This window comes from Virgibacillus proomii, from assembly GCF_018916875.1.
Lineage (GTDB): Bacteria > Bacillota > Bacilli > Bacillales > Amphibacillaceae > Virgibacillus > Virgibacillus proomii_B.
The window spans coordinates 77324-102308 of sequence record NZ_JAHLNO010000018.1; the positions used below are offsets into that span (position 1 = coordinate 77324).

The 24985-nt window shown below is 37.8% G+C and carries 24 protein-coding genes; 13 read left to right on the forward strand and 11 right to left on the reverse strand.

Features of this window, described 5'->3' with window-relative positions:
- The first annotated feature begins 1 nt into the window (after window position 1).
- Together KQI21_RS07070 and KQI21_RS07075 are read left to right on the forward strand one after the other, a co-directional pair.
- Window positions 2-874, forward strand: coding sequence for a class II fructose-bisphosphate aldolase (locus tag KQI21_RS07070; RefSeq protein ID WP_216483515.1), 873 nt, complete (start codon window positions 2-4; stop codon window positions 872-874).
- A gap of 241 nt (window positions 875-1115) precedes the next feature.
- Window positions 1116-1976 carry a Cof-type HAD-IIB family hydrolase gene (locus KQI21_RS07075; protein WP_216483516.1) on the forward strand — a complete coding sequence of 287 codons (861 nt, stop codon included), beginning with the start codon at window positions 1116-1118 and terminating at the stop codon, window positions 1974-1976.
- Between the two features lie 491 nt (window positions 1977-2467).
- Here the strand turns inward: KQI21_RS07075 and KQI21_RS07080 are convergent, their stop codons facing one another.
- Both KQI21_RS07080 and KQI21_RS07085 read right to left on the reverse strand, forming a co-directional pair.
- Window positions 2468-2737, reverse strand: coding sequence for a YesK family protein (locus tag KQI21_RS07080; protein WP_216483517.1), 270 nt, complete (start codon window positions 2735-2737; stop codon window positions 2468-2470).
- Between the two features lie 389 nt (window positions 2738-3126).
- Entirely contained in the window at window positions 3127-3927 is an 801-nt protein-coding gene (locus KQI21_RS07085) for an N-acetylmuramoyl-L-alanine amidase (protein ID WP_216483599.1), read from the reverse strand.
- A 185-nt stretch (window positions 3928-4112) separates the two neighbouring features.
- Here KQI21_RS07085 and KQI21_RS07090 point away from each other — a divergent pair, with 185 nt between their 5' ends.
- Entirely contained in the window at window positions 4113-4484 is a 372-nt protein-coding gene (locus tag KQI21_RS07090; protein ID WP_216483518.1) for a hypothetical protein, read from the forward strand.
- A gap of 139 nt (window positions 4485-4623) precedes the next feature.
- Here KQI21_RS07090 and KQI21_RS07095 read toward each other — a convergent pair whose 3' ends face one another.
- Window positions 4624-6096, reverse strand: a complete 1473-nt coding sequence (locus KQI21_RS07095) for a potassium/proton antiporter (RefSeq protein WP_216483519.1) — start codon at window positions 6094-6096, stop codon at window positions 4624-4626.
- Between the two features lie 721 nt (window positions 6097-6817).
- Between KQI21_RS07095 and KQI21_RS07100 the strand changes: the two genes are divergently transcribed.
- Window positions 6818-7903 carry a flagellin N-terminal helical domain-containing protein gene (locus KQI21_RS07100; RefSeq protein WP_216483520.1) on the forward strand — a complete coding sequence of 362 codons (1086 nt, stop codon included), beginning with the start codon at window positions 6818-6820 and terminating at the stop codon, window positions 7901-7903.
- An 845-nt stretch (window positions 7904-8748) separates the two neighbouring features.
- On the opposite strand, the gene pstB is transcribed toward KQI21_RS07100, so the two are convergent.
- The 4 genes from pstB to KQI21_RS07120 form a co-directional block, all read right to left on the reverse strand.
- The gene (gene pstB / locus KQI21_RS07105) at window positions 8749-9591 is read right to left on the reverse strand and encodes a phosphate ABC transporter ATP-binding protein PstB (RefSeq protein ID WP_216483521.1); all 843 of its coding nucleotides are present in this window, start codon (window positions 9589-9591) and stop codon (window positions 8749-8751) included.
- 14 nt (window positions 9592-9605) lie between these two features.
- Entirely contained in the window at window positions 9606-10490 is an 885-nt protein-coding gene (gene pstA, locus KQI21_RS07110) for a phosphate ABC transporter permease PstA (RefSeq protein ID WP_216483522.1), read from the reverse strand.
- Window positions 10491-10492: 2 nt separating this feature from the next.
- On the reverse strand, window positions 10493-11398 hold the full coding sequence (gene pstC / locus KQI21_RS07115; protein ID WP_373687638.1) for a phosphate ABC transporter permease subunit PstC: 906 nt from the start codon (window positions 11396-11398) through the stop codon (window positions 10493-10495).
- A gap of 309 nt (window positions 11399-11707) precedes the next feature.
- Window positions 11708-12697: a PstS family phosphate ABC transporter substrate-binding protein gene (locus KQI21_RS07120; RefSeq protein WP_216483524.1), complete on the reverse strand. Its 990-nt coding sequence runs from the start codon at window positions 12695-12697 to the stop codon at window positions 11708-11710.
- 333 nt (window positions 12698-13030) lie between these two features.
- On the opposite strand from KQI21_RS07120, the gene KQI21_RS07125 reads away from it, so the two are divergent.
- The 3 genes from KQI21_RS07125 (at window position 13031) to KQI21_RS07135 (ending at window position 15385) form a co-directional block, all read left to right on the forward strand.
- Window positions 13031-13669, forward strand: coding sequence for an endonuclease III domain-containing protein (locus KQI21_RS07125; RefSeq protein WP_216483525.1), 639 nt, complete (start codon window positions 13031-13033; stop codon window positions 13667-13669).
- 321 nt (window positions 13670-13990) lie between these two features.
- Window positions 13991-14635, forward strand: a complete 645-nt coding sequence (locus KQI21_RS07130) for an SDR family oxidoreductase (RefSeq protein WP_216483526.1) — start codon at window positions 13991-13993, stop codon at window positions 14633-14635.
- A gap of 426 nt (window positions 14636-15061) precedes the next feature.
- Window positions 15062-15385: a hypothetical protein gene (locus tag KQI21_RS07135; protein WP_216483527.1), complete on the forward strand. Its 324-nt coding sequence runs from the start codon at window positions 15062-15064 to the stop codon at window positions 15383-15385.
- A gap of 116 nt (window positions 15386-15501) precedes the next feature.
- On the opposite strand, the gene KQI21_RS07140 is transcribed toward KQI21_RS07135, so the two are convergent.
- Genes KQI21_RS07140 through KQI21_RS07150 form a run of 3 tightly spaced genes read right to left on the reverse strand, consistent with a single transcriptional unit; the run spans window position 15502 to window position 17640 of the window.
- Window positions 15502-16227 (reverse strand): P-II family nitrogen regulator, encoded by a 726-nt coding sequence (locus tag KQI21_RS07140; RefSeq protein WP_216483528.1) that lies wholly within the window; start codon window positions 16225-16227, stop codon window positions 15502-15504.
- A complete protein-coding gene (locus KQI21_RS07145; protein ID WP_216483529.1) occupies window positions 16184-16951 on the reverse strand; it encodes a DUF1538 domain-containing protein in 768 nt (255 codons plus the stop codon). The genes KQI21_RS07140 and KQI21_RS07145 overlap by 44 nt, the downstream gene beginning before the upstream one ends.
- Window positions 16948-17640 carry a DUF1538 domain-containing protein gene (locus KQI21_RS07150; protein ID WP_216483530.1) on the reverse strand — a complete coding sequence of 231 codons (693 nt, stop codon included), beginning with the start codon at window positions 17638-17640 and terminating at the stop codon, window positions 16948-16950. The genes KQI21_RS07145 and KQI21_RS07150 overlap by 4 nt, the downstream gene beginning before the upstream one ends.
- A gap of 1236 nt (window positions 17641-18876) precedes the next feature.
- Here KQI21_RS07150 and KQI21_RS07155 point away from each other — a divergent pair.
- The 4 genes from KQI21_RS07155 to KQI21_RS07170 all read left to right on the forward strand — a co-directional run bounded on the left by KQI21_RS07155 (window position 18877) and on the right by KQI21_RS07170 (window position 22289).
- Entirely contained in the window at window positions 18877-19095 is a 219-nt protein-coding gene (locus KQI21_RS07155) for a hypothetical protein (protein ID WP_216483531.1), read from the forward strand.
- A gap of 307 nt (window positions 19096-19402) precedes the next feature.
- Entirely contained in the window at window positions 19403-20668 is a 1266-nt protein-coding gene (locus KQI21_RS07160; protein ID WP_216483532.1) for an argininosuccinate synthase, read from the forward strand.
- Between the two features lie 567 nt (window positions 20669-21235).
- Window positions 21236-21607 carry a CidA/LrgA family protein gene (locus KQI21_RS07165; RefSeq protein ID WP_309245519.1) on the forward strand — a complete coding sequence of 124 codons (372 nt, stop codon included), beginning with the start codon at window positions 21236-21238 and terminating at the stop codon, window positions 21605-21607.
- Window positions 21600-22289: an LrgB family protein gene (locus KQI21_RS07170; RefSeq protein WP_216483533.1), complete on the forward strand. Its 690-nt coding sequence runs from the start codon at window positions 21600-21602 to the stop codon at window positions 22287-22289. Before KQI21_RS07165 ends, KQI21_RS07170 begins: the two co-directional genes overlap by 8 nt.
- 60 nt (window positions 22290-22349) lie before the next feature.
- Here KQI21_RS07170 and KQI21_RS07175 read toward each other — a convergent pair whose 3' ends face one another.
- Window positions 22350-23411, reverse strand: coding sequence for an NAD(P)/FAD-dependent oxidoreductase (locus tag KQI21_RS07175; protein ID WP_216483534.1), 1062 nt, complete (start codon window positions 23409-23411; stop codon window positions 22350-22352).
- A gap of 292 nt (window positions 23412-23703) precedes the next feature.
- Between KQI21_RS07175 and KQI21_RS07180 the strand changes: the two genes are divergently transcribed.
- Window positions 23704-24177: a PaaI family thioesterase gene (locus KQI21_RS07180; RefSeq protein WP_216483535.1), complete on the forward strand. Its 474-nt coding sequence runs from the start codon at window positions 23704-23706 to the stop codon at window positions 24175-24177.
- A 69-nt stretch (window positions 24178-24246) separates the two neighbouring features.
- Window positions 24247-24891 (forward strand): LytTR family DNA-binding domain-containing protein, encoded by a 645-nt coding sequence (locus tag KQI21_RS07185; RefSeq protein ID WP_216483536.1) that lies wholly within the window; start codon window positions 24247-24249, stop codon window positions 24889-24891.
- Window positions 24892-24985: the final 94 nt, after the last annotated feature.

The window sequence follows — 24985 nt, forward strand, 5'->3', positions numbered from 1 at the left end:
TATGCCACTTATATCAACGACACCCATGCTGGAACTGGCAAAAAACGAAAATTATGGAATTGTTGCTTTTAATATTCATTCGTTTGACAGCATTTATTGGGTATTGGAAGCAGCAGCGGAAATGAGATCACCAGTTATATTACAAACAACTGTAGGTACTGTGAAAGCGCTTGGGGCAGAAAATATCGTAAAAGTTGCCACGGCAGCAGCAGATTTTTATAACATCCCAACAGGTCTCCATTTGGATCACTGTACTGATTATGAAGTCATTAAGCAAGCTGTTCGTGCAGGCTACACATCTGTCATGATCGATGCTTCAAGGCACCCATTTGCGGAAAATGTGCAGCAAACGAAGCAAGTGATGGAACTGGCAGGATCTTTAGGTGTAAATGTAGAAGCAGAACTAGGCAAAGTTGGCGGGGTAGAAGAAGATATTGTCGTTTCCGAAAAAGATGCCCAAAAAGCGGTACCAGAGGAGTGTAAGGAATTTGTTTCCTTAACTGGTGTACCAACGCTTGCCCCAGCAATAGGTACAGCACACGGGATATATAAAGGTGAACCTGATATTGACTTTGCGCGAATTAAACAAATTAGTAAAATCATAGACATTCCGCTCGTATTACATGGAGGTTCGGCTGTACCAGAAGATGATGTACGCAAATGTGTAGCACTAGGTATGGCAAAGGTCAATGTTTCGACAGAACTAAAAAATGCCTACTCCATTGCCATTCGGGAGCATTTTGTAGATAATCCTGATAACCTGGATCCACGATCTTATTTACAAAAAGCGAAGGAAGCAGCAAAATCAATGGTCATATCCAAAATTAAAATGGTTGGCAGTGAAGGTAAAGTGGCGGATGCGGTTATTAAATAATTGGTATATGGCGCCACCTAAGTTTTTAACCAATTTTATTTTGGGAACCTCACTATAATTGGGATAGCATTATCTATCAACGATCAGTTTGTGAATAAATAAACACCTTTATGCTACTACACCATTATACGAAGTATTATTTAAAAGGCTTTTCTCAAGCATTGAGGGAGGCCTTCTGATACAATAGTAGAGAATGTGATACAGATAACATTTATATACTTGCAAATGAGGAGGGGCCGCATTGAAGCTAATTGCGATTGACTTAGATGGAACACTACTAGCAGATGATGGGACGATAAGTATGGAGAATGTACGTTCCATTCGCGAGGTACAGGATAAAGGACATATTGTATCTATTGCTACTGGTAGATCTTTGCATGATACGAAGGAAATTATTCGTCGCGCTAAACTTGATTGTCCCATAATTGTTGGTAATGGTGCAAGATCATTTCATCATGGAATAGATTTACATCAACTATATTTAGAAACTGATGTAGTGAAAGAGTTAATGTCATTTTTACAAGACTTAGAAGTATACTTTGAGATGTATACAAATGATGGTATATTACTAGAAAAGAACATGGAAACAATTTTACGAAAAGAGCTATCTAATGTCGGTAAAGATATCCTCGTGAGTCTTGATCAAATGATTGCCATTCAGCGTGGACAGCATGGCTTACAAATAGTTGATGACTATGAAACGGTCTGTTCATCGTATGAGGGAGTGTATAAAGTATTTGTACTATCTCTGCTTAGCAAAAAGCGGGACCAATTAAAGAATTGGATTGACTCAAGGAAGGATATATCCATCACTTCTTCAGGGAGAGAAAAACTTGAAATTGCTCATCATCGAGCAAGTAAAGGATATGCACTCGAACTACTGGCAAAACATTTTAACATCCCAATGAAAAATACTGTTGCGATTGGGGATAATTTTAATGATCTGTCCATGTTCAAAGTGGCTGGAATAAGCATTAGTATGGGAAATGCCGAGGATGAAGTAAAGCAAGAAACGACATACACAACTAAAAATTATGACCAACATGGAGTCGCTCATGCATTGAGAACATATGTCCTTGATGATGTAATGGCGAAGAAATGATGAAGACATGTGTCCATATTCAGTGGACCTATGCAATATAAAGCACTATGTAAAATAACGTAGTGCTTTTTGTTGTCGATATTCGTTTTTACTGGTTTAAAAGTAGCTTCGTCTAGCCAAACTCCTATGATAAATCGGCTTCCCTCGTCACCTTATTTTTTATTGGTGAACGTATAAATGTTAGTGAAATAACCATATTTAGTTTTATCTCGTATCAAGACTTCCATTTTAAGAGTTAAAGCTAATACGTAAAGGCTAATCGGAGATAACTGTACCTAACTGATTCGTTTGAACAAGAAAGACTTCTTGATTGTTCTGTATTAACTATACGGTGTTGATTTAACTTCCGGCATTCTGCTCCGGCTATACAGAAAAAGTGTTTTTCTTTTTCCAGAGTAACAAGTAAAACGATAGAGCGCACGCAAAAAAATGTTTGTTTTACTTATATAGTAGTAGGAGATGAGGAAAAGCGCTATAAATGAAACTGCCCTTTACTTATGTATAATAAATATACTAAATAGAACACCTATATTTACCCCGATTAGGATGGTGATGGCAAATAAACCAATCCCTATCTCCGCCCAATTTCCATCAGCAAAGATACTAAGAATAAATAGGGTGAAGTTAAGCAGGCTAACAACTGTAGTAATCAGATAAACAATGGTTCGGTTAAGATAACGTGCTAGAACAATGATTGCAATTGTGGCGAAAAAACCAGCAAGAATAAAGGGGCTCCACACGGTAATAAGATCTCTATACATCATAAATCCTCCAATAGTAAATAAAAATTCCTACGAAGTGTTTCAAGAAAGACTGTTACATGTACATTTTCAAAATAGGAATGGTGTTGGACTAAAGAGTACGAATATTATATAAGTATCTAATAATGATCACGAATTGAGTCCATTGTAAGTATATTCTTATGTCTTTAAAAAATAGTACTATTTCAATCTAATCTGTCGCCAACTAAAAATGAGTTGATGCTATTGCTATAACTGAAGTAATTGCTTAGTTGTACTTAAGTTTACCATTTTTATGACGCAGAATTATTTCTAAGCTGGGATATTTCTTCATGCACAAGTAAAAACAAGTGCCTTTTTCATAAAAAGGACACTTGCTTGTATCGCTTTAATTCAACAACGTTACCTGTTTACCGATTTTCTCTAACTATATAGGCATCTTGCACACCTGCACGTTTCACTTTAGCCAAGTGAGCTTCAGCATTCGTTTTATTTGTAAATGCACCTGCCTGAACTCGATACCACTTTTCTCCAGAAATCGTAATTAGTGCAACAAAGGAATCAATCCCTTTTGTTTTTAGCATCTGAACACGTTGTTCCGCATGATCTTTTGCTTTAAATGAACCAGCGATAATTCGGAAAACGGATTTGGAGCTTGCCTTTTTTTGCAGGTTGAACGCTTTTTCCAACCCGTTAACGTGACCACGAGCAACTGCCTCTCTCCATGAAGCAGTACGCATTAACGCAGCATCATTAGGATTATCAATAAAGCCATTTTCTGTTAACAGAGCTGGCATGGCCGACTCTCGCAATACGTGAAAATTCGCTTTCTTCTGCCCCCGATTCTGCAAATTATTTACTTTCGTAATCTCAGTGTGAAGCAGATCCTGATAACGCCCCGTTTCAGAATTATCAGAGAGCGAAGAATGAATATAGTCCTCATACCCCCTAGCAGAACCATTAAAAGCATTACAATGAATCGAAAGAAAATAATCTGCACCCCAGCTATTTGCATCATTAGTACGCTGAGCGAGGCTAACGGTAGCGTCTGTCGTCCTGCTCATCCTTACTTGAATATTGCTATACTCATTTGTCAAGATATTTCTTATTCTTGTTGCGATATCTAATGTTATATTCTTTTCATATAATCCATTACCAGATGCACCGTTGTCAGATCCACCATGACCAGGGTCTAAATATAGCTTCATGATCACTCCTCCATTCTTTTATTTTTCTTTCCCTACTAAAATATGCTGTCGAATTTAATCGAATTGGATAGTCCTCATATTTTAGCAGCAAATCCATACCTGTCCAGGTTTCATATTTATATTCAATAATAAATGAAAAAAAGTAGCATAGGCTTAGTAAAAAATAATATAAAGGAGAGATATAAACCTTGGGAGGGGACCTTCAAAAATCGAAAGAAAACGCCATGAAATTGAAACAGAACATCGAAAAGTCGAGAGGGACCACCCCGAAGTTGAAACAGAACATCGAAAAGTCGAGAGGGACCGCCCCGAAGTTGAAACAGAACATCGAAAAGTCGAGAGGGACCGCCCCGAAGTTGAAACAGAACATCGAAAAGTTGAGAGAGACCGCCCCGAAGTTGAAACAGAACATCGAAAAGTTGAGAGAGACGACCGCCTCGAAGTTGAAACAGAACATCGAAAAGTTGAGAGAGACCGCCCCGAAGTTGAAACAGAACATCGAAAAGTTGAGAGAGACGACCGCCTCGATGTTGAAATGGAATACTACAAAGTCGGAATAAACCACGGTCTAAAGCTGAAAGCATGAAAATCGAAGTGATACAAAAGGAGCGGCCCAATACATCGCCTGATTGGACAGCTCCTGCCTTTACCTGCCAGGAAATAAAAAGGTTGAATTATAGCTAATTCTATGCTTCTTTTTCAACTTTTTTTTGCAGGAACTTTTTTTTCTTTTTGCCCGACTAATACTTTCTTTGCTTTTACTCTATTTTTCTTATTACTCAACACATAAACAGTATCGTCCTCTAAAATAGCTGTATCACCGGTTGGTGTGATGATTTGTTTGTCACGAATGATCCCAATAACTAATGTATCATCGGGAAATTCAATATCATTTAATGTTTGGTTAATAGCATTCGACTGAGAAGAGATACGTACTTCCATAATTTCTGCTTCTGTGTTGCCTAAGTGAATTAACTCCACTGATGGTTGACCAGGCTCCCTTTTTTCTCCGGTTAAATGGAGTTTAGAGGCCAGCCAAGATAATGAACCTCCTTGTACAAGTGCGGATATAAGCACAACAAAGAAGACAGCGTTAAAAATAAGATCACTATTTTCAACGTTTGCGGCAATCGGGTAAGTTGCTAGGACGATTGGTACAGCGCCCTTTAGCCCTGCCCAAGAGATAAACAGCTTTTCCTTTAGGCTGTATTTCATAAACAACATTGTAATAAATACAGCGACAGGTCTTGCAATAAACATTAAGATAAGTGTTAATAATATGCCTTGCCAGAAAACAGATGGCAATTGGTTCGGAAAGACAAAAAGTCCAAGTAATATAAACATAAGAATTTGCATCATCCAAGCAAATCCTTCGTTAAAGCGCATAATCGAGAAGCGATACATTAAATCGCTATTGCCGACAAACATTGCCATCACATAAACGGCAAGTAAGCCACTGCCACCGAGAAAGTCAGAAATAAAATACGTAGCTGTTGCCATACCGACTGCAAGAGCAGGATATAGTCCAGATGTATCCAGATCAATATTATTAATGAAAAGAACGGTAACTTTTCCAAGCACTATTCCAAGAATTAGGCCTAAGCTCATTTGGAGAAAAAAGCTGCCGACTGTTGTCCAGATGGAAGCATCCGGAATTTGAATTAACTCGATAAAAGCTACAGTGAGGAAGACAGCCATCGGATCATTCGAGCCTGATTCTGCTTCCAATGTTGATTTGAGCTTTGCTTTTATATTTTTACCGCTGAGAACCGAAAATACAGCAGCGGCATCGGTTGAGCCTACAATTGCTCCAAATAGCATACCTTCTAATAAGGTAAGATCTAATATGTACATTGCAGCAATTCCCGTTAAGATGGTCGTAAGTAAAACACCGATTGTCGCAAGTAATCCGGCAGCGCCAATAATTGGACGAACAAGCTCCCATTTTGTATGGACACCGCCGTCAAATAGGATAATAATTAATGCCATAATTCCAATCAGCTGCATCAAGTGAACATTTCCAAAGTAGATGAATTTATTTAAGCCCATACCGATTAAGAGGAATAGAACAAGGGCAGGTAATCCGAGTCTTGAGGAAAATTTTGCAGCCACCACTCCGACAATAAGCATAGCAGATACAAGAAAAGTAAGCATTTGCAACGATAAGTCCATGTTGAACAACCCTTCCAGAAAATAATCTTCTTTTTTATTATACCGATAAATTTTATGTTTTGAAAAAAAATGAAACTTTGTCTTATCTGTAAGTGTGTAAAAATTGTATAAGCGATAAAAGCAGACCAATATAATCTTAAATGTTCCATTTATTTTAGTATGCAGAATTAAACATTGCTTGAATCAAAAATTACATGATGAAAAGGAATAATGCACCTACTACAAAGCAGCAACAAAAAAGCAAGTTTCTTTGTCAGCTTATTTTTATTTTATCCACCGTAAGAGGAAAAAAACCTTTACTGGAAGAGTTTTTACTAAATAAATGTATGTTAGACCCCCCACTTTTTATATGTTAAGAAGTAGATTCGACTTTATAAGGCTTTAAGGATAAGGGGATAGGTCATTATCTGCTTCAAAACATAACACCAGTTCAAGTTTTCTTTTATATGTAAAGGAACTAAAAAGTACAAGTTAAAAATTTTTTATAAAAAACCTTAAACATTCTATGAATCTACCGATATAAAGATTGAGTCACTAAAAGGAGAATAGTTAACTACTTAAACAGTTTAAAAAGTTAACCTGACTGTGAATACTATTCCCATAATTGGCTGCGTAAATAAGATAATAACTCCTAATGTTAGGAGATTATTATATATAAATACTAGCAACTCAAAAGGATAAGGACCGCTAGTATAAAAACAAAACACGGAGGTAGAAAAACATGATTATTAATCACAACATTGCGGCGTTAAATACGCACCGCCAACTATCAGCAAACAACACTGCTGTACAAAGCTCTCTAGAAAAACTTTCTTCAGGTCTTCGCATCAATAAAGCTGGAGACGATGCAGCTGGTCTAGCTATTTCTGAAAAAATGCGTGGCCAAATTCGTGGTCTTGAAATGGCTCAAAAAAATGCACAAGACGGTATTTCTTTAGTGCAAACTGCTGAAGGAGCTCTAACAGAAACACATGCTATTTTACAACGTATGAATGAGTTAGCAGTACAATCAGCAAACGATACAAACATGGATGCCGTTGACCGTGAAGCAATGCAAGAAGAAATCAATGCATTAATGGAAGAAATCGATGAAATTGCGAATAGCAGAACTGAATTTAACACGCAAAAATTACTTGATGGATCATTTAAAGATAAAGTATTCCATATTGGTGCAAATAAAGGTCAAAGCATCACTGTATCGATTGAAAAAATGGATACGGAAGCTATTGGTTTAAAAGCCGGCACTCCAACTAATAAATATACTCAAGACACTGCAGATAAAGACACTGAAGGTGTAGATCAAATAACTGGCTTTGACGCCCTAACTAATCCTGATACCCTATCACTGGATGTATTGACGGATGCTAATACTGGAGACCTAGTAGCAGTAAAAGTTGGTGCTGACTATTACGCAGTATCAGATGTAGAACTTGCTGCAGATGGAACAGTTACTGCTAAAACAGGAGTTACTGAAACAATCGACCCTACTGAGCAAACAGGCGGAACTATTTCAATTGCAACTCAAGAAGAGGCAGACGCAGCTATTAAAACGATTCAAGATGCAACAAATGTTGTATCTACACAGCGTGCTAAGCTTGGTGCAATCCAAAACCGCTTAGAGCACACAATTAACAACCTAGGAGCTTCTGCAGAGAACTTAACTGCTGCTGAATCTCGTATTCGTGACGTAGATATGGCTAAAGAAATGATGGCATTTACGAAGAACAACATTCTTACTCAAGCAGCTCAATCAATGCTTGCACAAGCTAATCAAACGCCACAAGGTGTACTTCAATTACTTCGTTAATTTTAAAGAATTTATTGGGAGTTCTAGCTATGTCTAGAGCTCCTTTTTAATTGTCTAAGAAGACTATATCCGTTTGCCATGGTGGATAACTTTTTTTAAAAAAGTATTTTTGTCTTACGAACAGTGATGAACAGGTAGTACAATTAAGGGCGAATCAGCAGATTGGAAAACAACTTACGGATATATCCGCCGCTTTAGCTCAACATACGGAGCAATTTCAAATTTCTTAGGAAGAATAAACAGAAAAGCATTCATTCATGGATACATAAGAATACCGATACTACGATTGGAGCTAGAAGAACGGTCTGGATCATTGCGAAGCAGAAAGCTGTAAAGTCGGAATAGGATATCGTCACGGACTTAGAGCACGATAAAGTCAAAAGGAAGAACAACTAGCTGAAAGCTTGAGTAGTCTAACCAAAGCAATATATATACATTTCTATTCAATTAACAGTTTGTTCCGGCTTTCTTCTTGTGCGAGTGTAGTTTTAAACTTTATGACATATAAAAATCCTGTTTGTTAACGTCAGGATTTTTAGTTCGTCTAGAATGTATATCATTCAGGCATAAATTAAGTCCGATGTCATTTAAATGTGGACCCAGAAATAACCGAAAATGATGGATAAACGCAATTAGGCAATCACCAAGCTCTTATGCTATGGTGATTGCCTAGTTTTTTTATACTATAGGAAAGTATAAAACTTATGGTTTATAGTATAAGAAAAACTATAGCTTTCGCCATAAAGACTTGGCGACAAGCCAAGTCTTTCTAATATATAATATAAAGGGGAGCGATTTTACAAAATATCTTTAAACTTCATTCACATTGTATACAATGGATCATTTTATCCAAAGCGGCCGGAAATATAATCTTCTGTACGGCTATCTGCCGGGTTGGTAAAGATAGTATCTGTTTTGTCAAATTCTATGATTTCCCCATTTAGGAAAAACGCAGTGCGATCGGAAATACGTGCCGCTTGTTGCATATTATGCGTAACGATAATAATTGAATAATCCTTTTTCAATTCTTGTATGAGCTCTTCAATACGTAAGGTAGACTTCGGATCGAGGGCTGATGTAGGCTCATCCATTAAAATAACATCTGGCTCGATCGCTAAGCAGCGGGCAATACAAATTCGTTGTTGTTGTCCGCCGGAAAGGCCGTAAGCATTTTCTTTCAATCGGTCTTTTACTTCATCCCAAATCGAAGCACCACGTAAACTTTTTTCTACGATTTCATCAAGAATCTTTTTGTTGCGAATGCCATGGATTTTTGGGCCATAGGCGATATTTTCATAGATGGATTTTGGAAATGGATTTGGTTTTTGGAACACCATACCAACGCGCGTGCGCAAATCTTCTACTTTAAATGATTTATCTAAAATACTTTTGTCATTATACATGATTTCTCCAGTAGTTTTAACACCGGGTACGAGCTCAACCATACGATTTAGTGTTTTTAAATAAGTTGATTTACCACAACCGGATGGCCCGATAATAGCAGTAACTTCTTTTTCATAAATCGATAGGTTAATATCTTTCAACGCATGCGTATCGCCATACCATAAATTTAAGTCTTTTGAATCAAAAACGATTCGTTTATCTGATTTTGCTTTTATTGTTGCAGCAGTTTCTGTAATAGTAACCTGTGCATTCGTTGTAACCTTGGGTTTTGTTAATGTGGCCATTTGCTTCACTCCTCTTAATATCGTTTTTGGAACTTATTGCGAATAAAAATTGCCGTTGCGTTCAAAATGAATAGTAATACAAGCAGGACAATAATTGTTGCGGCAGCTAAGTTGGCATATTCTGCAACTAAGGAAGAGTCAATTGTCCAATAGTAGACTTGCATTGGAAGCACGGTGAATTTGTCAAATAGTCCAGTTGGAAAAGGAATAAGCAATGCTGGAATACCGAGCACAACCAGTGGTGCTGTTTCCCCAATCGCTCTGGACAAAGAAAGGATCGACCCTGTTAAAATACCAGGAAGTGCTGCCGGCAAAACGATATTTTTTACGGTTTGCCATTTTGTTGCTCCCATTCCATAGGAAGCTTCACTAAGATGTTGTGGTACTGCACGAATAGCTTCTTGTGACGCTACGATGATAATTGGCAGTACAAGTAAAGACATGGTTAGACCACCAGCCAATACAATATTGCCAAATTCAAGCGCGCGAACAAATAATGTCATCCCAAGAATCCCATAAACAATGGAAGGGACACCGGCTAAATTGGCGATGTTCGTTTGTACAAATGAATGGAATCTTCCTTTTTTTGCGTACAGCTCTAAATAAATAGCTGTACCAACTCCTAATATTAGGGTTACGGGAATAACAACGACCATGAGCCAGAATGTTCCTAAGATAGCCCCCATAATTCCTGCTTGTTCAGGAGAAGTAGATAAACGATTGGTTAAGAAATCCATATTGATCCAGCTGACACCTTGCATGATGACACGGATAATTAAAATGGCAAGTACGACTAAGCCAAAAAGGGTAGATAGAAAGAAGATCGTTTTTAAGATATTATTTTTTAAAATTCGACCGTTCATTTTTTGTTGAACTTGCTCTCTATTTACATGTTTCATGATTAATATTCCTCCCTAAACTTACGAGAGACATATCTTGCAAATAGATTCATAATTAACGTGAACACAAACAATGTCATGGCCACCGCATATAAACTATAGTAAATGGTTGAGCCTGCAGGTGCTTCCCCGCCGGATACTTCAACAATATAAGCCGTCATTGTTTGCATGGATTGTGTAATATCAAATGTGAAGTTCTTAGAGCTTCCACTTGCGATCGTTACAATCATTGTTTCGCCAATCGCACGAGATATACCAAGAACAAAGGATGCAATAATTCCAGATAGCGCTGCTGGAATTACAACTCGAAAAGTAACCTCTAGTTTCGTAGCTCCTAATGCAAGTGCACCTTCACGCATCGCATTGGGAACGGAAGTCATTGCATCTTCAGAAAGGGAAGCAATCATTGGAATAATCATAACTCCCATTACTAATCCGGGACTTAAAATATTAGTTGCTTCCACACTTGGGAAAAATTCACGAATAAGTGGTGTTACAAATGTAAATGCAAAGAAACCATAAACAATCGTAGGAATTCCTGCAAGTAATTCGAGCATCGGCTTTAGCATTCTTCTTACCCGATCAGATGCATATTCACTTAAGAAAATTGCTGTCATAATTCCAATTGGACCGGCAACGAGCATAGCGATAACTGAAGAAATAATAGTACCGTTAATTAGTGGAAGTACACCGAATTCAGGATTTTGACTTAATGGTTTTAGCACGGTTCCAGTAAAGAATTCTAAAATGGGAACGCGCTTAAAGAATTCTATTGTTTCCGTTAATAACGTATATACAATAGCGATTGTTGTTAAAATAGAAACAGCGGCAATCAAGAAAAGGAGCACTGGCATTATCTTTTCCATTGCTCTATTTATATTTGGACCGTTTTTTTTCTCTGTAATCATACCTTTAATACTAACTTTATCGTGATTGTCTATCTTGCTGTTCAGTGCCATCAAGGGGCCTCCTTTCTTGAACGAAACAACTCACAAGAAGATGAGAGCGTACCAGCCCTCATCTTCTTAGTTATATGGTAAATGTTATGCAATAAATAGAGGATGTACAAAATGGTAATTTATTGAACTTGTACTTACTAAGAAGAGTTAGATCTTGTATGAATCCAGATGTCGTCCTCTATTTGAAAGAAGCACTTTTTCTAAAAATAAGAGTGAAACCATTAGTAGCTTTTCCTACTAATGGTTGAGGTCACTATATTATTTTTTTAGAGCTTCCAAATCGCTAATTAGGGTTTTTGCTTCTTCTTCTGGAATTGGTGCAAAGCCAGTTTCGCCAGCGAATTTATTCACATTATTCATAATAAATAGTGCATAATCAAGTACTTGAGGCTTTTCTTTTGCATGATCTACATTTAAGTAAGTGAATACTGGACGAGTGTAGCCAGCGTAGTCGCCGTCTTCAGCAATGGTGTCAAGAGATGGTTCAACTGGACCTTCACCAAAGTCAATTTTTACAGCTTTCACTTTATCTTTGTTATTGTCATAGTAACCAAAACCAAAGAAGCCAATTGCGTTTTTATCTTCAGCAACAAGAGTTACAAGCGTTGAATAATCTTGTTGTAGGTTAATATCACTTACTAGATCTTGTTCTTCTAATATATTTTCATAGAAAAATTCGTATGTTCCATGGTTTTCGTTTGGTCCATAAGTTTGAATTTTTTCATCTGGCCATTTTGGATTTATATCAGACCATTTTGTGGATTTACCAAGGAAAATATCTTTTACTTGATCTTGAGTTAATTCAGTAGCCCAATCATTGTCCGGGTGAGTTACAATTGTTAGTCCATCTAAAGCAACTTTTAATTCTTTTATTTCCATTCCAAGCTCTTCAGCTTTTGCTTTCTCTTCATCTTTAATTACACGAGAAGCATCATTAAAATCAGTTCCATCTTTTACTAAGAATTTTTCAAATCCTGCACTAGTTCCAGCTCGGCTAACTTCTACAGAGACATCAGGTTTTTCCACCATATACTCTTCAGCTAATTTAGCCATTAGAGGATAAACCGTACCAGATCCGTCGATAACGACGCTACCTTCTACTTTTGAATCGCTTTCTGCGCCAGTATTTTCAGATGTTTCGTTTTCTTTCTCTTTGTTGTCTCCTTCTTTTGAATCTGAGCCACAAGCTGCAACTACTACTGCAAGTGCAGCGATAAGAAGAAACATAAGATACTTCTTGAACTTCATTAAAATTGCCTCCCCTATTTTGAGTAGATATAAAATTGAGGTTTATGCCTCTCACTAGCTAGTATAGTAGGCAAATATTAAATAAGTATGATGTGAATGTAAAGGTTTTGTAAATTATTAAGGAATTCCCTCACATTTTGCTAGTGAATTAATGGTTGTCTTGAAGAAAACTTGGGATTTTTTTATTTGGGGAAACGTGATGGGACGGGGAGAATACGTTTGCCATGTAACAAAATAAGTTGCTACAATAGATGAGGAGATAGATATGATTGTAAAATGTTAAGCGAATGTAAAAATGCTAAAAGTGTGTGTGCAAAAGGGGCTTGATAGAATATGCAAACTTATGAAATTATATATAAGAAGTTGCTGCATTATTATGGCCCACAAGGTTGGTGGCCAGCAGAAAGTATATTTGAGATAATGGTTGGAGCTATTCTTGTCCAACGTACAAACTGGAATAATGTCGTTAAAGCAATTCAAAATCTCTCTCCTGTTTTGAATCCGGAGAAGCTAGCTTCAATGCCGACAGAGAAAGTGGCAATCGCAATTCGGTCAAGTGGATTTTATAATCAGAAGGCTAAGCGTCTGAAAGCCCTTCTTCATTGGTATAAAAACTATGATTATCATCATAAAAAATTACAATATAAGGAAACGGAACAACTGCGAGCAGAGTTGTTGGGAATTTACGGAATTGGGGAGGAGACAGCCAATGTCATGCTGCTTTATGCGTTTAATCGTCCCGTCTTTGTTGCAGATGCGTATGCGAGGCGAATTTTTAAACGATTTGGTTTGGATATGCCAACGAGTGACCAATCTTTTCGAGTCGAGGTTGAATCAAACTTCCCCACTAATCTCCAAGCATATCAAGAATTCCATGCCCTCATTGTGGAGCATGCAAAGGTATATTGCAAAGTAAAGCCACTGTGCAGGAGCTGCCCTTTATTTAATAATTGCAAGCGAGTAGGTGTTTAACAAGTTGAACGGATTTTGTTGAGGACTTTATGTAAAAAAAATACAGAAGCAGTAGAGCCTACTACCGAAAAACTAAGCTGCGAATGTGCATAGCAGCTTATGTATTGCTAGTCAACTGTAGAACTGTTGTAAAATCGGTGGTTAAAAACGGATGTAAAGCAGTTTATTTGCTTCCCCTTTATTTGTTTGTCATAATTAAAAAACAGGGATTTTTTTACAGATGCCACAATAAATAGATGCAACCCTTTTTTAGATCGTACAAAGGAAATAGGCTTTTTATCCATCATGTACGAATAAAGCGAAAGAAAGGAGTTAGCTGTCATGAAGGTATTTTTAGTTGGCGCAAATGGACAAATCGGTAAGCAGGTGTTACAGCAGTTATCAGCAAGTGATAAGCATTCGGTTAAAGCAATGGTAAGGAAGCAGGAGCAACTGGATGATCTAAAAGAACAAGGGTTCGACGCAGTATTAGCTAATTTAGAGGGATCTGTATCTGAACTTGAAAAAGCGATGCAAGGTGCGGATGCGGTTGTATTCTCTGCCGGCTCTGGTGGAAGTACAGGCTATGATAAAACCTTATTAATTGATTTAGATGGAGCAGTAAAAACGATGGAGGCGGCTGAAAAAGTAGGAGCCAAACGGTTTGTCTTGGTAAGTACGATACAGGCACATCGTAGGGAAAACTGGATTGATGAGCTAAAGCCATATTATGTTGCCAAGCATTATGCAGATCGAATGCTCGAGGCAAGTAAGTTAAATTATACGATTATCCGTCCAGGCTGGTTATTAAATGAACCCGGTACTGGAAAAGTTGTTGCTACAGATGATTTAGAGATTGGAAAGATTCCAAGAGTCGATGTTGCCAAAACCATTGTTGCGGTATTAGATGAACCTAACACAATCCGTAAATCTTTTGATCTTATTTCTGGAGAGACAGATATTAAAGAAGTACTACAGCAGGTATAGCCTGAATAAATCTGTCGGAATTGATATGTATGTCAATTGGCAGGTTCTTTTATGTGTTGAAAAGTATAAATTTAGTTTTATATCGAATACTATGATATTGTTCTTTATCCGGTTATTAACGATCCATTTATTAGAGGCTTTACATTAGCATATATTCTTAAAAGCAACTATATCCGTTTTTCTACATTGTGAATAACTATTTTAGAATATCGTCGAGCTTAAGCGCTCAAGATGTAGTAAAAACTTCGATCTTCTTCTTTCCGGGATAAGTCAGCATCGGTTCGAATCTAAAGGAAGGCCGACTAAAAGCGGGCTTGCCGCTCAGGCGTCGGCATATCCCTGTTTTAGAGGCATCTTTTCTTTATCCCGAATATTAGGAGCGTATTTCTCTTATTTAAAATAGCTGCTTATTATTTTGCAAGCTTTATGAGAGAAGCGGTTCCTAAGTTCCCGATTCGTTTGGGCGACAGGACAAGAAAAGCTACGTCAGCGACGCATCGCACGCAGAAAAAGCGTTCTTCTTTTTCAAGGACAAGAAAAGCTACGTCAGCGACGCATCGCACGCAGAAAAAGCGTTCTTCTTTTTCAAGGACAAGAAAAGCTACGTCAGCGACGCATCGCACGCAGAAAAAGCGTTCTTCTTTTTCAAGGAGAATAGCAATCCTGAATAAAGTTTCCCTCTATCTCGTCAGAGCTCTGCCGTTTGTACGGGCGCTTCTAGTTTTTGTTCATAAAAGGATGAATAGGTAGAGAAAAAAATAAACTAATTATTTGTTTCTTCGACTTCCTTATCTACTTGATAACTTCTCTCACTAAATTGTCAACCTTTACTTTCGATAAATTCATCTAAGCAATGAACAAAGACTTTATCGATTAAATTTTTCATTTACCATCTGATTTAACACATGATTAATTCCAATAGTTTGTTCCACATCAATCACAAAAGCAATCCCTTTTCCTGCTGTGTTTAATTCAGCTTCTTCTTCAATTGTCTTTAGTACATCATTTGTTTTTTCCTTGTTAATTAATGTTAGAACGACTTCTTTTTCTGGTTCAATTAATATGTTAAATAGTTTAGCTTGTTCATGGATGCCGGTACCACGCCCGCTTAAAATGGTACCACCTTCTGCTCCTGCGCGTTTAGAAGCATCAACGACCTTTTCACAATCACCTTTATTTATAATGGTAACAATCAGATCGTACATGATTTTCTCTTCCATTTTGAGTTCCACATCCTCTTCATCTGGTTCGTTATCTGTATCGTTTAAGCCCAGTAAGTGTTGGACGCCGGTAATGTGTTTTGCGCTAATGACGAAACCGACTCCTTGCTTGGGTTTATTTAAGTTGACGGAGTCGATAATCGCTTGCATAACGGCTGGATAAATTTCTTCATCTACTAATGTTAAGATGATTTCCCGCTCACGCTCAATCGGAATACCGAGAAATCTATCTTTATCATGTAGTCTGAAGCCTTTTCCAAATAAGGTCGTTCCTCCGCTAGCACCGGCTTTTTTTGAAGCAAATATGACCTTTTTTGCTTTTTCTTTTCTAACGATCGTGACGATGAGCTTTTGCTTTGGTTTCTTGGGCATACTGCTCCTTCTCCTTTCTACTGTATAAAATACCTAACGTAAGTACAGATAAAATAGGAGCTAAAGCTACAAGTGCTACCATACCAAATCCATCAAGTAATGGATCACGGCCTTCCGTTACAGAAGCTATACCAACAAACATAGCTAGTATGAATGTAGCTGTCATTGGGCCTGTAGCAACCCCTCCAGAGTCAAACGCAATTGATGCGAACGCTTTCGATGAGTATTTTACCATAATTAATGCAATTATATAACCTGGCAAGATAAAATACCATAGAGAAATTCCTAAAAGAATTCGGATCATGGAAAGAGCGACCGAAATGCCGACACCAATTGAAACGGTGTAAAGTAAAACTTTTTGTGGAATGTACCCACCGGAGGCTTTTTCTACCTGATGGATCAGCACTTGAACAGCGGGTTCGGCATATGCTGCAAAGAAGCCTAAGATAAAACCGATTGGGATGAGCAGCCAAACGAATTCAATGGAACCAAGGTCAACTCCAATCATTTGCCCAATTGGTAAAAATCCGATGTGAACCCCTTGCAGAAAGAAAGACAGTCCAAGAAATGTTAAGATAAATCCAACAGCTATATCTATTAATTTTCGATAGGAAAGTTTTAGAAAGAAAAATTGGAAAAACAAAAACAAACCAACTAGTGGAAGCAAGGCAATAGCAACCTCTCCCATCATTTGTTGAAAGCCTATAAAAATATGCAAGTTCATCCATAAATCACTCCTAAGATCAATACAGATATAATTGGACCGATGGAAGCTAAGGCTACTAACCCAAAACCATCCTGGGATGCTGACTTTCCTTTTAATACGGAAGCAGTTCCTACTCCAAGTGCCATAATAAAGGGCACGGTTAACGGACCAGTGGTTACTCCACCTGAATCAAATGAAAGAGGTACAAATGTTGTCGGTGTAAATGCAGCTAAGAGAAAAATAATCCCGTACCCTCCTGCAAGAATATAGGTAATAGGGATAGAAAAGACAATTCTTATCATAGATAGCGCTACGAATAAACCTACACCAAGGGCAACAGCTAGAATAAGTACACTTTTGGGAATTCCCCCGTTTGATACTTGATCCACCTGTGTCGAAAGTACACGCACATCAGGTTCAGCAATTGTAACAACAACTCCCAGTAAAAAGCCAAAGATCACAATGAGCCAAATACTTTTTGTCTTGGATAGGGCAGAACCTATCATTTCACCTACAGGGAGTAAACCAATATTAACTCCCAATAGAAATAGAATTAAGCCAAAACCAACCAGGACAACACCAATTAAAAATTGTAAAAATGTTTCTGTTGGCAACCAGATCAATGTGAACTGTAAAATAGTAATAACGATCGTTATTGGTAAAACCGATTGGATAACTTCAATAGTTGTGTCTTTAATATTGTCCATTAACTTCCTCCTTTATTGGATTGAGATCTAAAATGGGATATTAACATAATTTTCAGTTTGTTAATTAAATAGAGCAGAAAACAGCTTTAACAGAGCTAACGTTTGGCTGCAGTGCTTAGATGCCTGACCATGTTAAGAGCGTTTCCTTGCTATAATAGTCTTAGCCCGTTTTCTTATAGGTAAGAATACAAAGCTAGAAAAGCGGAAGCTGTACAGTTAGGCTGTATCTAAAGTTCATAATAGTGCCATCCAAGTAGTCTTTCCAATAGAGTGAAAAGCATAGTGAATTGTCAATGCTTGAATTATTCAAGTGGGCATACTTTCTTCATCTGTAAATGGCAAGATTACCTGATATGGCTTGCTTATTGTCTAGGAGACGATATCCATCTTGACATGACGGAAGATTGTTTTTGAGAGTAGCATCGTCTAGCTTAAAGCGACTAACAAACTTCGATCTTCTTCCTACGATAAGTCAACATCTGCTCGAATCTAAAGGAAGGCCGACTAAAAGTGGGCTTGCCGCTCAGGCGTCGGCATACCCCTGTTTTAGAGGCATGTTTCCTTTACCCCGGATGTAAGGATCCGTATTTTTCTCATTTTAAAAAAAACTACTTATTATTTTGTAACTTTATGAGAAAAACGGCTCCTAAATCCCTGATTCGTTTAAAGGCCTTTAGGTCATACCCTTATGGTACTAACATTTCTTGGGAAAAGCATTCCTTGAATGAAGTTTCACTTTATCTCGTCAGAAGTTCTCCAGTTTGTACGTCGCTGATCCGAGCGCTTGTACTTTTGATGTCTAGCTTAAGCGCTCAAGTGACTAGCAAACTTCGATCTCCTTCCTACGATAAGTCAACATCTGCTTGAATCTAAAGGAAGGGCGACTAAAAGTGGGCTTCTCGCCCAATGTCGGCATACTCCTGTTTTAGAGACATGTTTCCTTTATCCGGATGTAAGGATCCGTATTTTTTTATTTCAAAAATGTGCTTATGATGTTACGAACATGATGAGAAAGACGGTCCTAAATCCCCGATTCGTTTAAAGGCCTTTAGGTCATACCCTTGTGGTACTAACATTTCTTGGGAAAAGCATTCCTTGAATGAAGTTTCATTTTATCTCGGATATAAGGAGTCAAAGTCTCTCATTTGAAAAATCCGCTTATTATTTTGCAAACTTTATGAGAGAAACGGTTCCTAAACCCCTAATTTGTTAGGGCGACAGGATAAGGAAAGCTCCTTGAATAAGTATCGCACGCAGAAAAAGTGCTTTCCTTTTTCAAGGACAAGAAAAACACGACAGCAATACTTCGCACGTAGAAAAATGTTTTTCTTTTCAAGGATAGGGTTGCTTCGGCAGCAATACATCGCGATTTTTCAAGGACAAGAAAAGCTACGTCAGCGACGCATCGCACGAGAAAAAGCGTTCTTCTTTTTCAAGGAGAAAAGCACTCTTTGATGAAAGTTTCAGTTTTTTTCGTCAAAAGATCTGCTGCCGAGCTTTTGCTCTGAAATGGTCTTGTATCAAGGTGGGAAAAGAAATGTATCTATCAACGCTGCAATATTTTATTGGATAAACTATTGCAGGCGATTGAAGGCTCCTATACAAAAAGCTTGATACATAGATTATAACATTTTCGATCTAAATCAAAAAACGATAAGGTACAATACAAAGAAATTTTGCAATAAATGAAATTAACGGTTGAATATTTATTCATAATAGTGCATAATACTTCAATAACAGAACGAATAAAGGAGTGGTCAATGTGGGAAAGGAAAAAATTGTGTTAGCTTATTCGGGCGGATTAGATACATCCGTAGCAATTAAGTGGCTACAGGATAAATATAATTATGATGTAATTGCTGTAGCGCTTGATGTTGGGGAAGGAAAAGATCTTGATTTTATAAAAAATAAGGCACTGCAGGTAGGTGCAGTTAAATCATATGTGATTGATGCTAAGTCGTTATTTGCCGACGAATTTGTATTACCGGCATTACAGGCTAATTTATTATATGAAGGAAAGTACCCATTAATATCTGCTCTTTCTCGGCCTTTAATTGCCAAGGTACTGGTCAATATCGCTAAAGAAGAAGATGCAGTTGCCGTGGCACACGGCTGTACTGGAAAAGGAAATGATCAAGTTCGTTTTGATGTAGCCTTTACAGCGTTGGATCCAGAATTGAAAATTGTAGCACCTGTCCGTGAATGGTCCATGTCACGGGAAGAAGAGATTGCATATGCAAAGGAACATGACATACCTATACCGATTGATCTCGATAATCCATTTAGTATTGATCAAAACCTCTGGGGGCGCAGTAATGAATGTGGCGTGCTGGAAGATCCTTCGGTGGAAGCGCCAGAAGAGGCATATGAGTTAACAACAAATCCAACTAAAGCACCCGATGAACCGCAAATTATCGAAATCACGTTTGCACAAGGGAAGCCAATATCTTTAGATGGTGAGAAGCTTGCGCTGGAAGAATTGATTCAAGAACTAAATAAAATTGCTGGAAAGCATGGGATTGGTAGAATTGACCATGTGGAAAATCGACTCATAGGGATTAAATCACGGGAGATATATGAGGCACCTGCAGCGATAACATTAATTACTGCTCACCAAGAGTTAGAAGCATTGACATTACCAAGAGAGGTAGCACAATTTAAGCCGATAATCGAACAAAAATTAGCTCAAACTGTTTACAATGGTTTATGGTATTCTCCACTAACGGAAGCATTGTTGGCATTTGTTACGCAGACACAAAAGGTTGTTTCCGGAATGGTTAGAATAAAATTATATAAAGGTCATCTACAGGTGGTAGGGCGTGCTTCGGAGCAGTCATTATATGATTATGATTTGGCCACATATAATGCAGACGATTCATTTGATCATGAAGCGGCAATAGGCTTTATCAAACTGTGGGGACTACCAACTAAAGTACATGCAACAGTAAATCAAACCCATGCTTCTGTAGACGAAGCTATTAAGGAAGCAATTTTAGATGTAAAAGAAGCGAAAACAATTGAACAATAGTCATTGTATTACTGCTTAACTAGAAGTAGGACTGAGAAGTATATGGATAGTTAGTTTAGGCGATTTCAAGTAATAGCCCAGATCCTTCCGCTAATCGTAAACGCATTCTCATATGGATCAAAGCGTTGTTTTGCACAGAGAACTATTCTATATTTACTCTGATATGGCCAGTGGTGAAGGCAGTAGATAAATAGTTTGTCTAAACCGAACACGCTGAGAATTGTTCGGTTTTTCTTTATACTATAGGAAAGTATAAAATTTTAGGGTTTATAGTATAAGAAAAACTACAGCTTTCGCTAAAGACTGGCGACAAGCCAAGTTTTTCTAATCTAGAAAATTATATTCATTTTTACATGGTGGGTATCTTCTCTGGAAGTAAACTTTGTCTAGCTTATCCCAAGCGCCTAGCAAACTAAACTTTAACCATGTTAGCCGTACAATGAAATTCAAGCCGTCAGTTTTAACGAGTTTTTTAATTTTGCTAAAAATGAAGTAAATTCTTAACATATCATTAATAACACTGCTATAATATAGACTATCTTTTTAAAAAGGCAAGGAGGAAAAAGGGTGGTTAAGCTAGGAAAAATGATAGGAAACATCATTTTACTGTATATCATTTTTCAAATTGGAAACTGGGTGCAGCGCATATTTCATCTGTTTATACCCGGGAGTGTTATCGGAATGTTGATATTATTTTTATTACTAAGCACAAAGCTTGTTCGTATCTCCTGGATTGAGGAGGGAGCCAATTACATCATTACGAACTTAGCTTTCTTTTTTATACCGGTAACCGTTGGTATTATTGAGTATTATCATCTGTTTATGGGTAAGGGCTTCTTATTAATTGTAGTCGTGTTAGTAAGCACGATTTTTGTTATGGGAGGTTCCGGCTATGTTAGTCAGTGGCTTATTCGTAGAAAGGAATGGAAGCATGAGTGAATTTGTGATTGCCGTCTTAGCAATTATCGGAACGTTTGTTATCTATCATTTTGCGTTATTGATTCATCGAACGTGGAATTATTCATTAACTGCGCCCGTTTTAGTAGCTACAGTAATTATTATTATTCTATTATTTATATTTAATATTCCATATGAGACGTATATGGTGGGTGGGAGATGGATCAATGAGTTACTTGGACCAGCTGTTGTGGCACTGGCATACCCATTATATAAATATCGTGAAACGTTAAAGAAGGTAACTATTCCCATTTTAGCAGGTACATTTGTCGGCGGAATCGTTGGTATTTCTACCGGGTTATTACTCGCACAATGGGCCGGCTTTGAATCAACCATTATTTATTCCTTAACACCAAAATCAGTAACTACTCCAGTGGCGATGGCTGTAACGGAGACGATTGGGGGAGTAATCCCATTAGCTGCAATCTTTGTTATGATAGCAGGAATTGGCGGTGTAATCATGCATCACTATGTATTTCGCTTGTTCCAGATTGACCATTATATTGGCCGAGGTGTAGGAATGGGAAGTGCATCGCACGCCATTGGGACAGCTACGTCCATGGAGACGAGCCAATTAGAAGGCGCCGTTAGTACAATCTCTATGGTAGTAAGTGCAGTGCTAGTTTCGATGATTACACCTGGTCTTATACACATCATGATGTAGATAGATAACCTTAGGAAAACCCGAAATCATCGTTAATTGATTTTGGGTTTTCCTATATTTTTAGTGTCGTTTATTTAGCCAAAGCACACCAGATTTAGCTACTCGTGGCAGCCAGCCAATTATTGGCTTTTGCATCATATTTCCAAACCCGTCTGATTTTCCGAGAGAGCCAAGTGTTCCCTTCAGTTTAATTTCCTTTGGTTTTTTCGGTTCTTTGCCGTGAAGAACGGCCAATAGAACTTCTGCAACACGCTCTCCTTGTTGTCCTGCCAGCTGCCCGCTCGGGGAAAACTCAGAGGAAGCGCAATCGCCAACAATATAGATATTAGTGCTTTCCGGTACTTGGAAAAAATTATTGACAATGATTTTTTCTTGTTCGTCTTTAGCAAAAGGCAACTCTCTTACTAAGTAGTTCGGTCGTACCCCGGCTGTCCAAATAGTCACATCATTTACATAACAGACGCCATTATTACAAACACCATCTTTTTCCACATACTCTACATTAGCATGGTGTAACACATCAACATCATTAGCAACAAACCATTCAGCTACGTACTGTTGAATCTTTGGGTCAAATGCTTTTAATACAGTTGCTCCACGATCGAGTAAGCGAATGTTTAAGTCTGGTCTGCTTTCTCTTATTTCAGAGGCTACCTCAATTCCACTTAACCCGGCACCAACGATAGAAACCTTTCCATAAGCTTTTAAATCGCAAACAGCAAGTCCTGTTTTTCTAGCTTTGGAGAAAGTCTGTACACTGTTTGTGTATTTTTCGGCACCCTTAATTCCATGATAATTATCCTCACAACCCAGTCCAATAACTAAATAATCGTAGGGGATGACTTCACTCGTGTTGGAAAATAAAATTTCTTCATTGGCTGTATCAATTTTTTTAATTTCTCCATAAAAATAACGAACACGTTGGTCGTCTGGAAAATTCAGCCTAACATCCTTGTCCGCAGAGGTGCCAGCAGCAATCGTATAAAATTCTGTTTTTATAGAATGATACGGGTTCCTATCTACAAGTGTAATCTCCACATCATCTGGCAGCTGATAATCAAGCAGTCTTAATAGCGCTTTCAGCCCGCCATATCCCCCACCTAGGATGACTAATTTTTTCATACCACAAAACCCCATCTCTCTATTTCTTATTGTTTGATGTTCTCTCATCTCCTGTAAGTGTTAGAACTTAAAATGGTAGAGCTCTAAAAATTATTGTGGAATGGAGAAGATATATAGAACCATTCATATACTTTTATTCTAGCGAACATCTAATACAATGTCATCATTTGATTCCTGATATCACAGATAGCAGAACTTTTTAGCAACTATAACAGCTAACTAAATGATGAAATAATCGCTATCATACCTTCATATTAAGCTACTATGATATACTAGTCAAAAAGAGGAGGAAATGCAGGTGGTGACAAAAGCAATTCAGGATATTTATCTAGATGATTATGCCTGGTGTTATGGTTGCGGAAGGTTAAATCAAGATGGACTCCATTTTAAAACAGTTTGGGAAGAAAATAAAACCGTTACTGTTTATACACCTAGAGAAGAGCATACTGCTATTCCCGGTTTTGTTTATGGGGGCTTAATTGCTTCACTAATTGATTGTCATGGTACAGGATCGGCGTCGATGATGCTTCATCATAAAAATGGACATCGCATCGGTGATGGAACAGAGCCCCCACGTTTTGTAACCGCTTCATTACATGTTGACTTCATAAAGCCAACACCTCATGGTGTGGAGCTGAGGGCAGAAGGAACCGTAGAAGAAATTCACCCAAAGAAATTTAAAGTAAAGACAGCAGTGTTTGCTGATAAAATATGCTGTGCCAAAGGGGAAGTCATTGCAGTTATTATGCCTTCAACATTTAAATAAAATCGGAGATAAAAGAATCATGGTAGGTTAGGGAGATAGTAACGAAACATAAAGGGGTAACGAAAGATTATGCAACGACTTACAACAAGTTCTTTACTAGATGTTATTGGGGAGCTCTTTTCCGATGAAATATCGATTGCGGTCACATCGACGACTGAATATATTTATTACCGGCCCAGCGTGCGTGTTGATTTGAAGATTAGGCCGGGAGATTCCATTAAGGAAGGGACGCTAGCCAACAAAGCAATTGTTACGGAACAAAAGGTATCAGAATTTATTCCTCGTGATGTCTATGGTGTTCCTTATCATGGAATGGCTGTACCATTTCATTATCAAGGTAAGTTAGAAGGATGTGTCATGGCGATTTATCCTGCATTAACAGAGGGGAAATCTGTTATTACTGTGAAAACATCAGATGGCTGGAAGCCGCTTCCTTTTAACGACGTAGTGTATTTGGAAGTGAAAGAAAGAAAAACCCGGGTTGTTACAAACACCTTTACAGGTGTCCACCGTAAGGCTTTGCAGGAGTTTGAATACATGCTGCCCAAAGCATATTTTATTCGTTGCCATCGTTCTTACATTGCTAATGTAAATCATATTGTGCATATATACCCGGATACTCATTCTACATTTATATTGGAAATGGATAATGGAGACCAGTTGCCTGTTAGCCAATCCTATTCAAGTTATTTTCGCAAATTGCTAGGTTTTTAATGTTATAGTTAGGAAATTGTCAGATCTTAGCAAGCCATAGATTTGACATTGAAGATTTTGATGTATTACGTATAAGTTCTTAGTTTGTTTAATT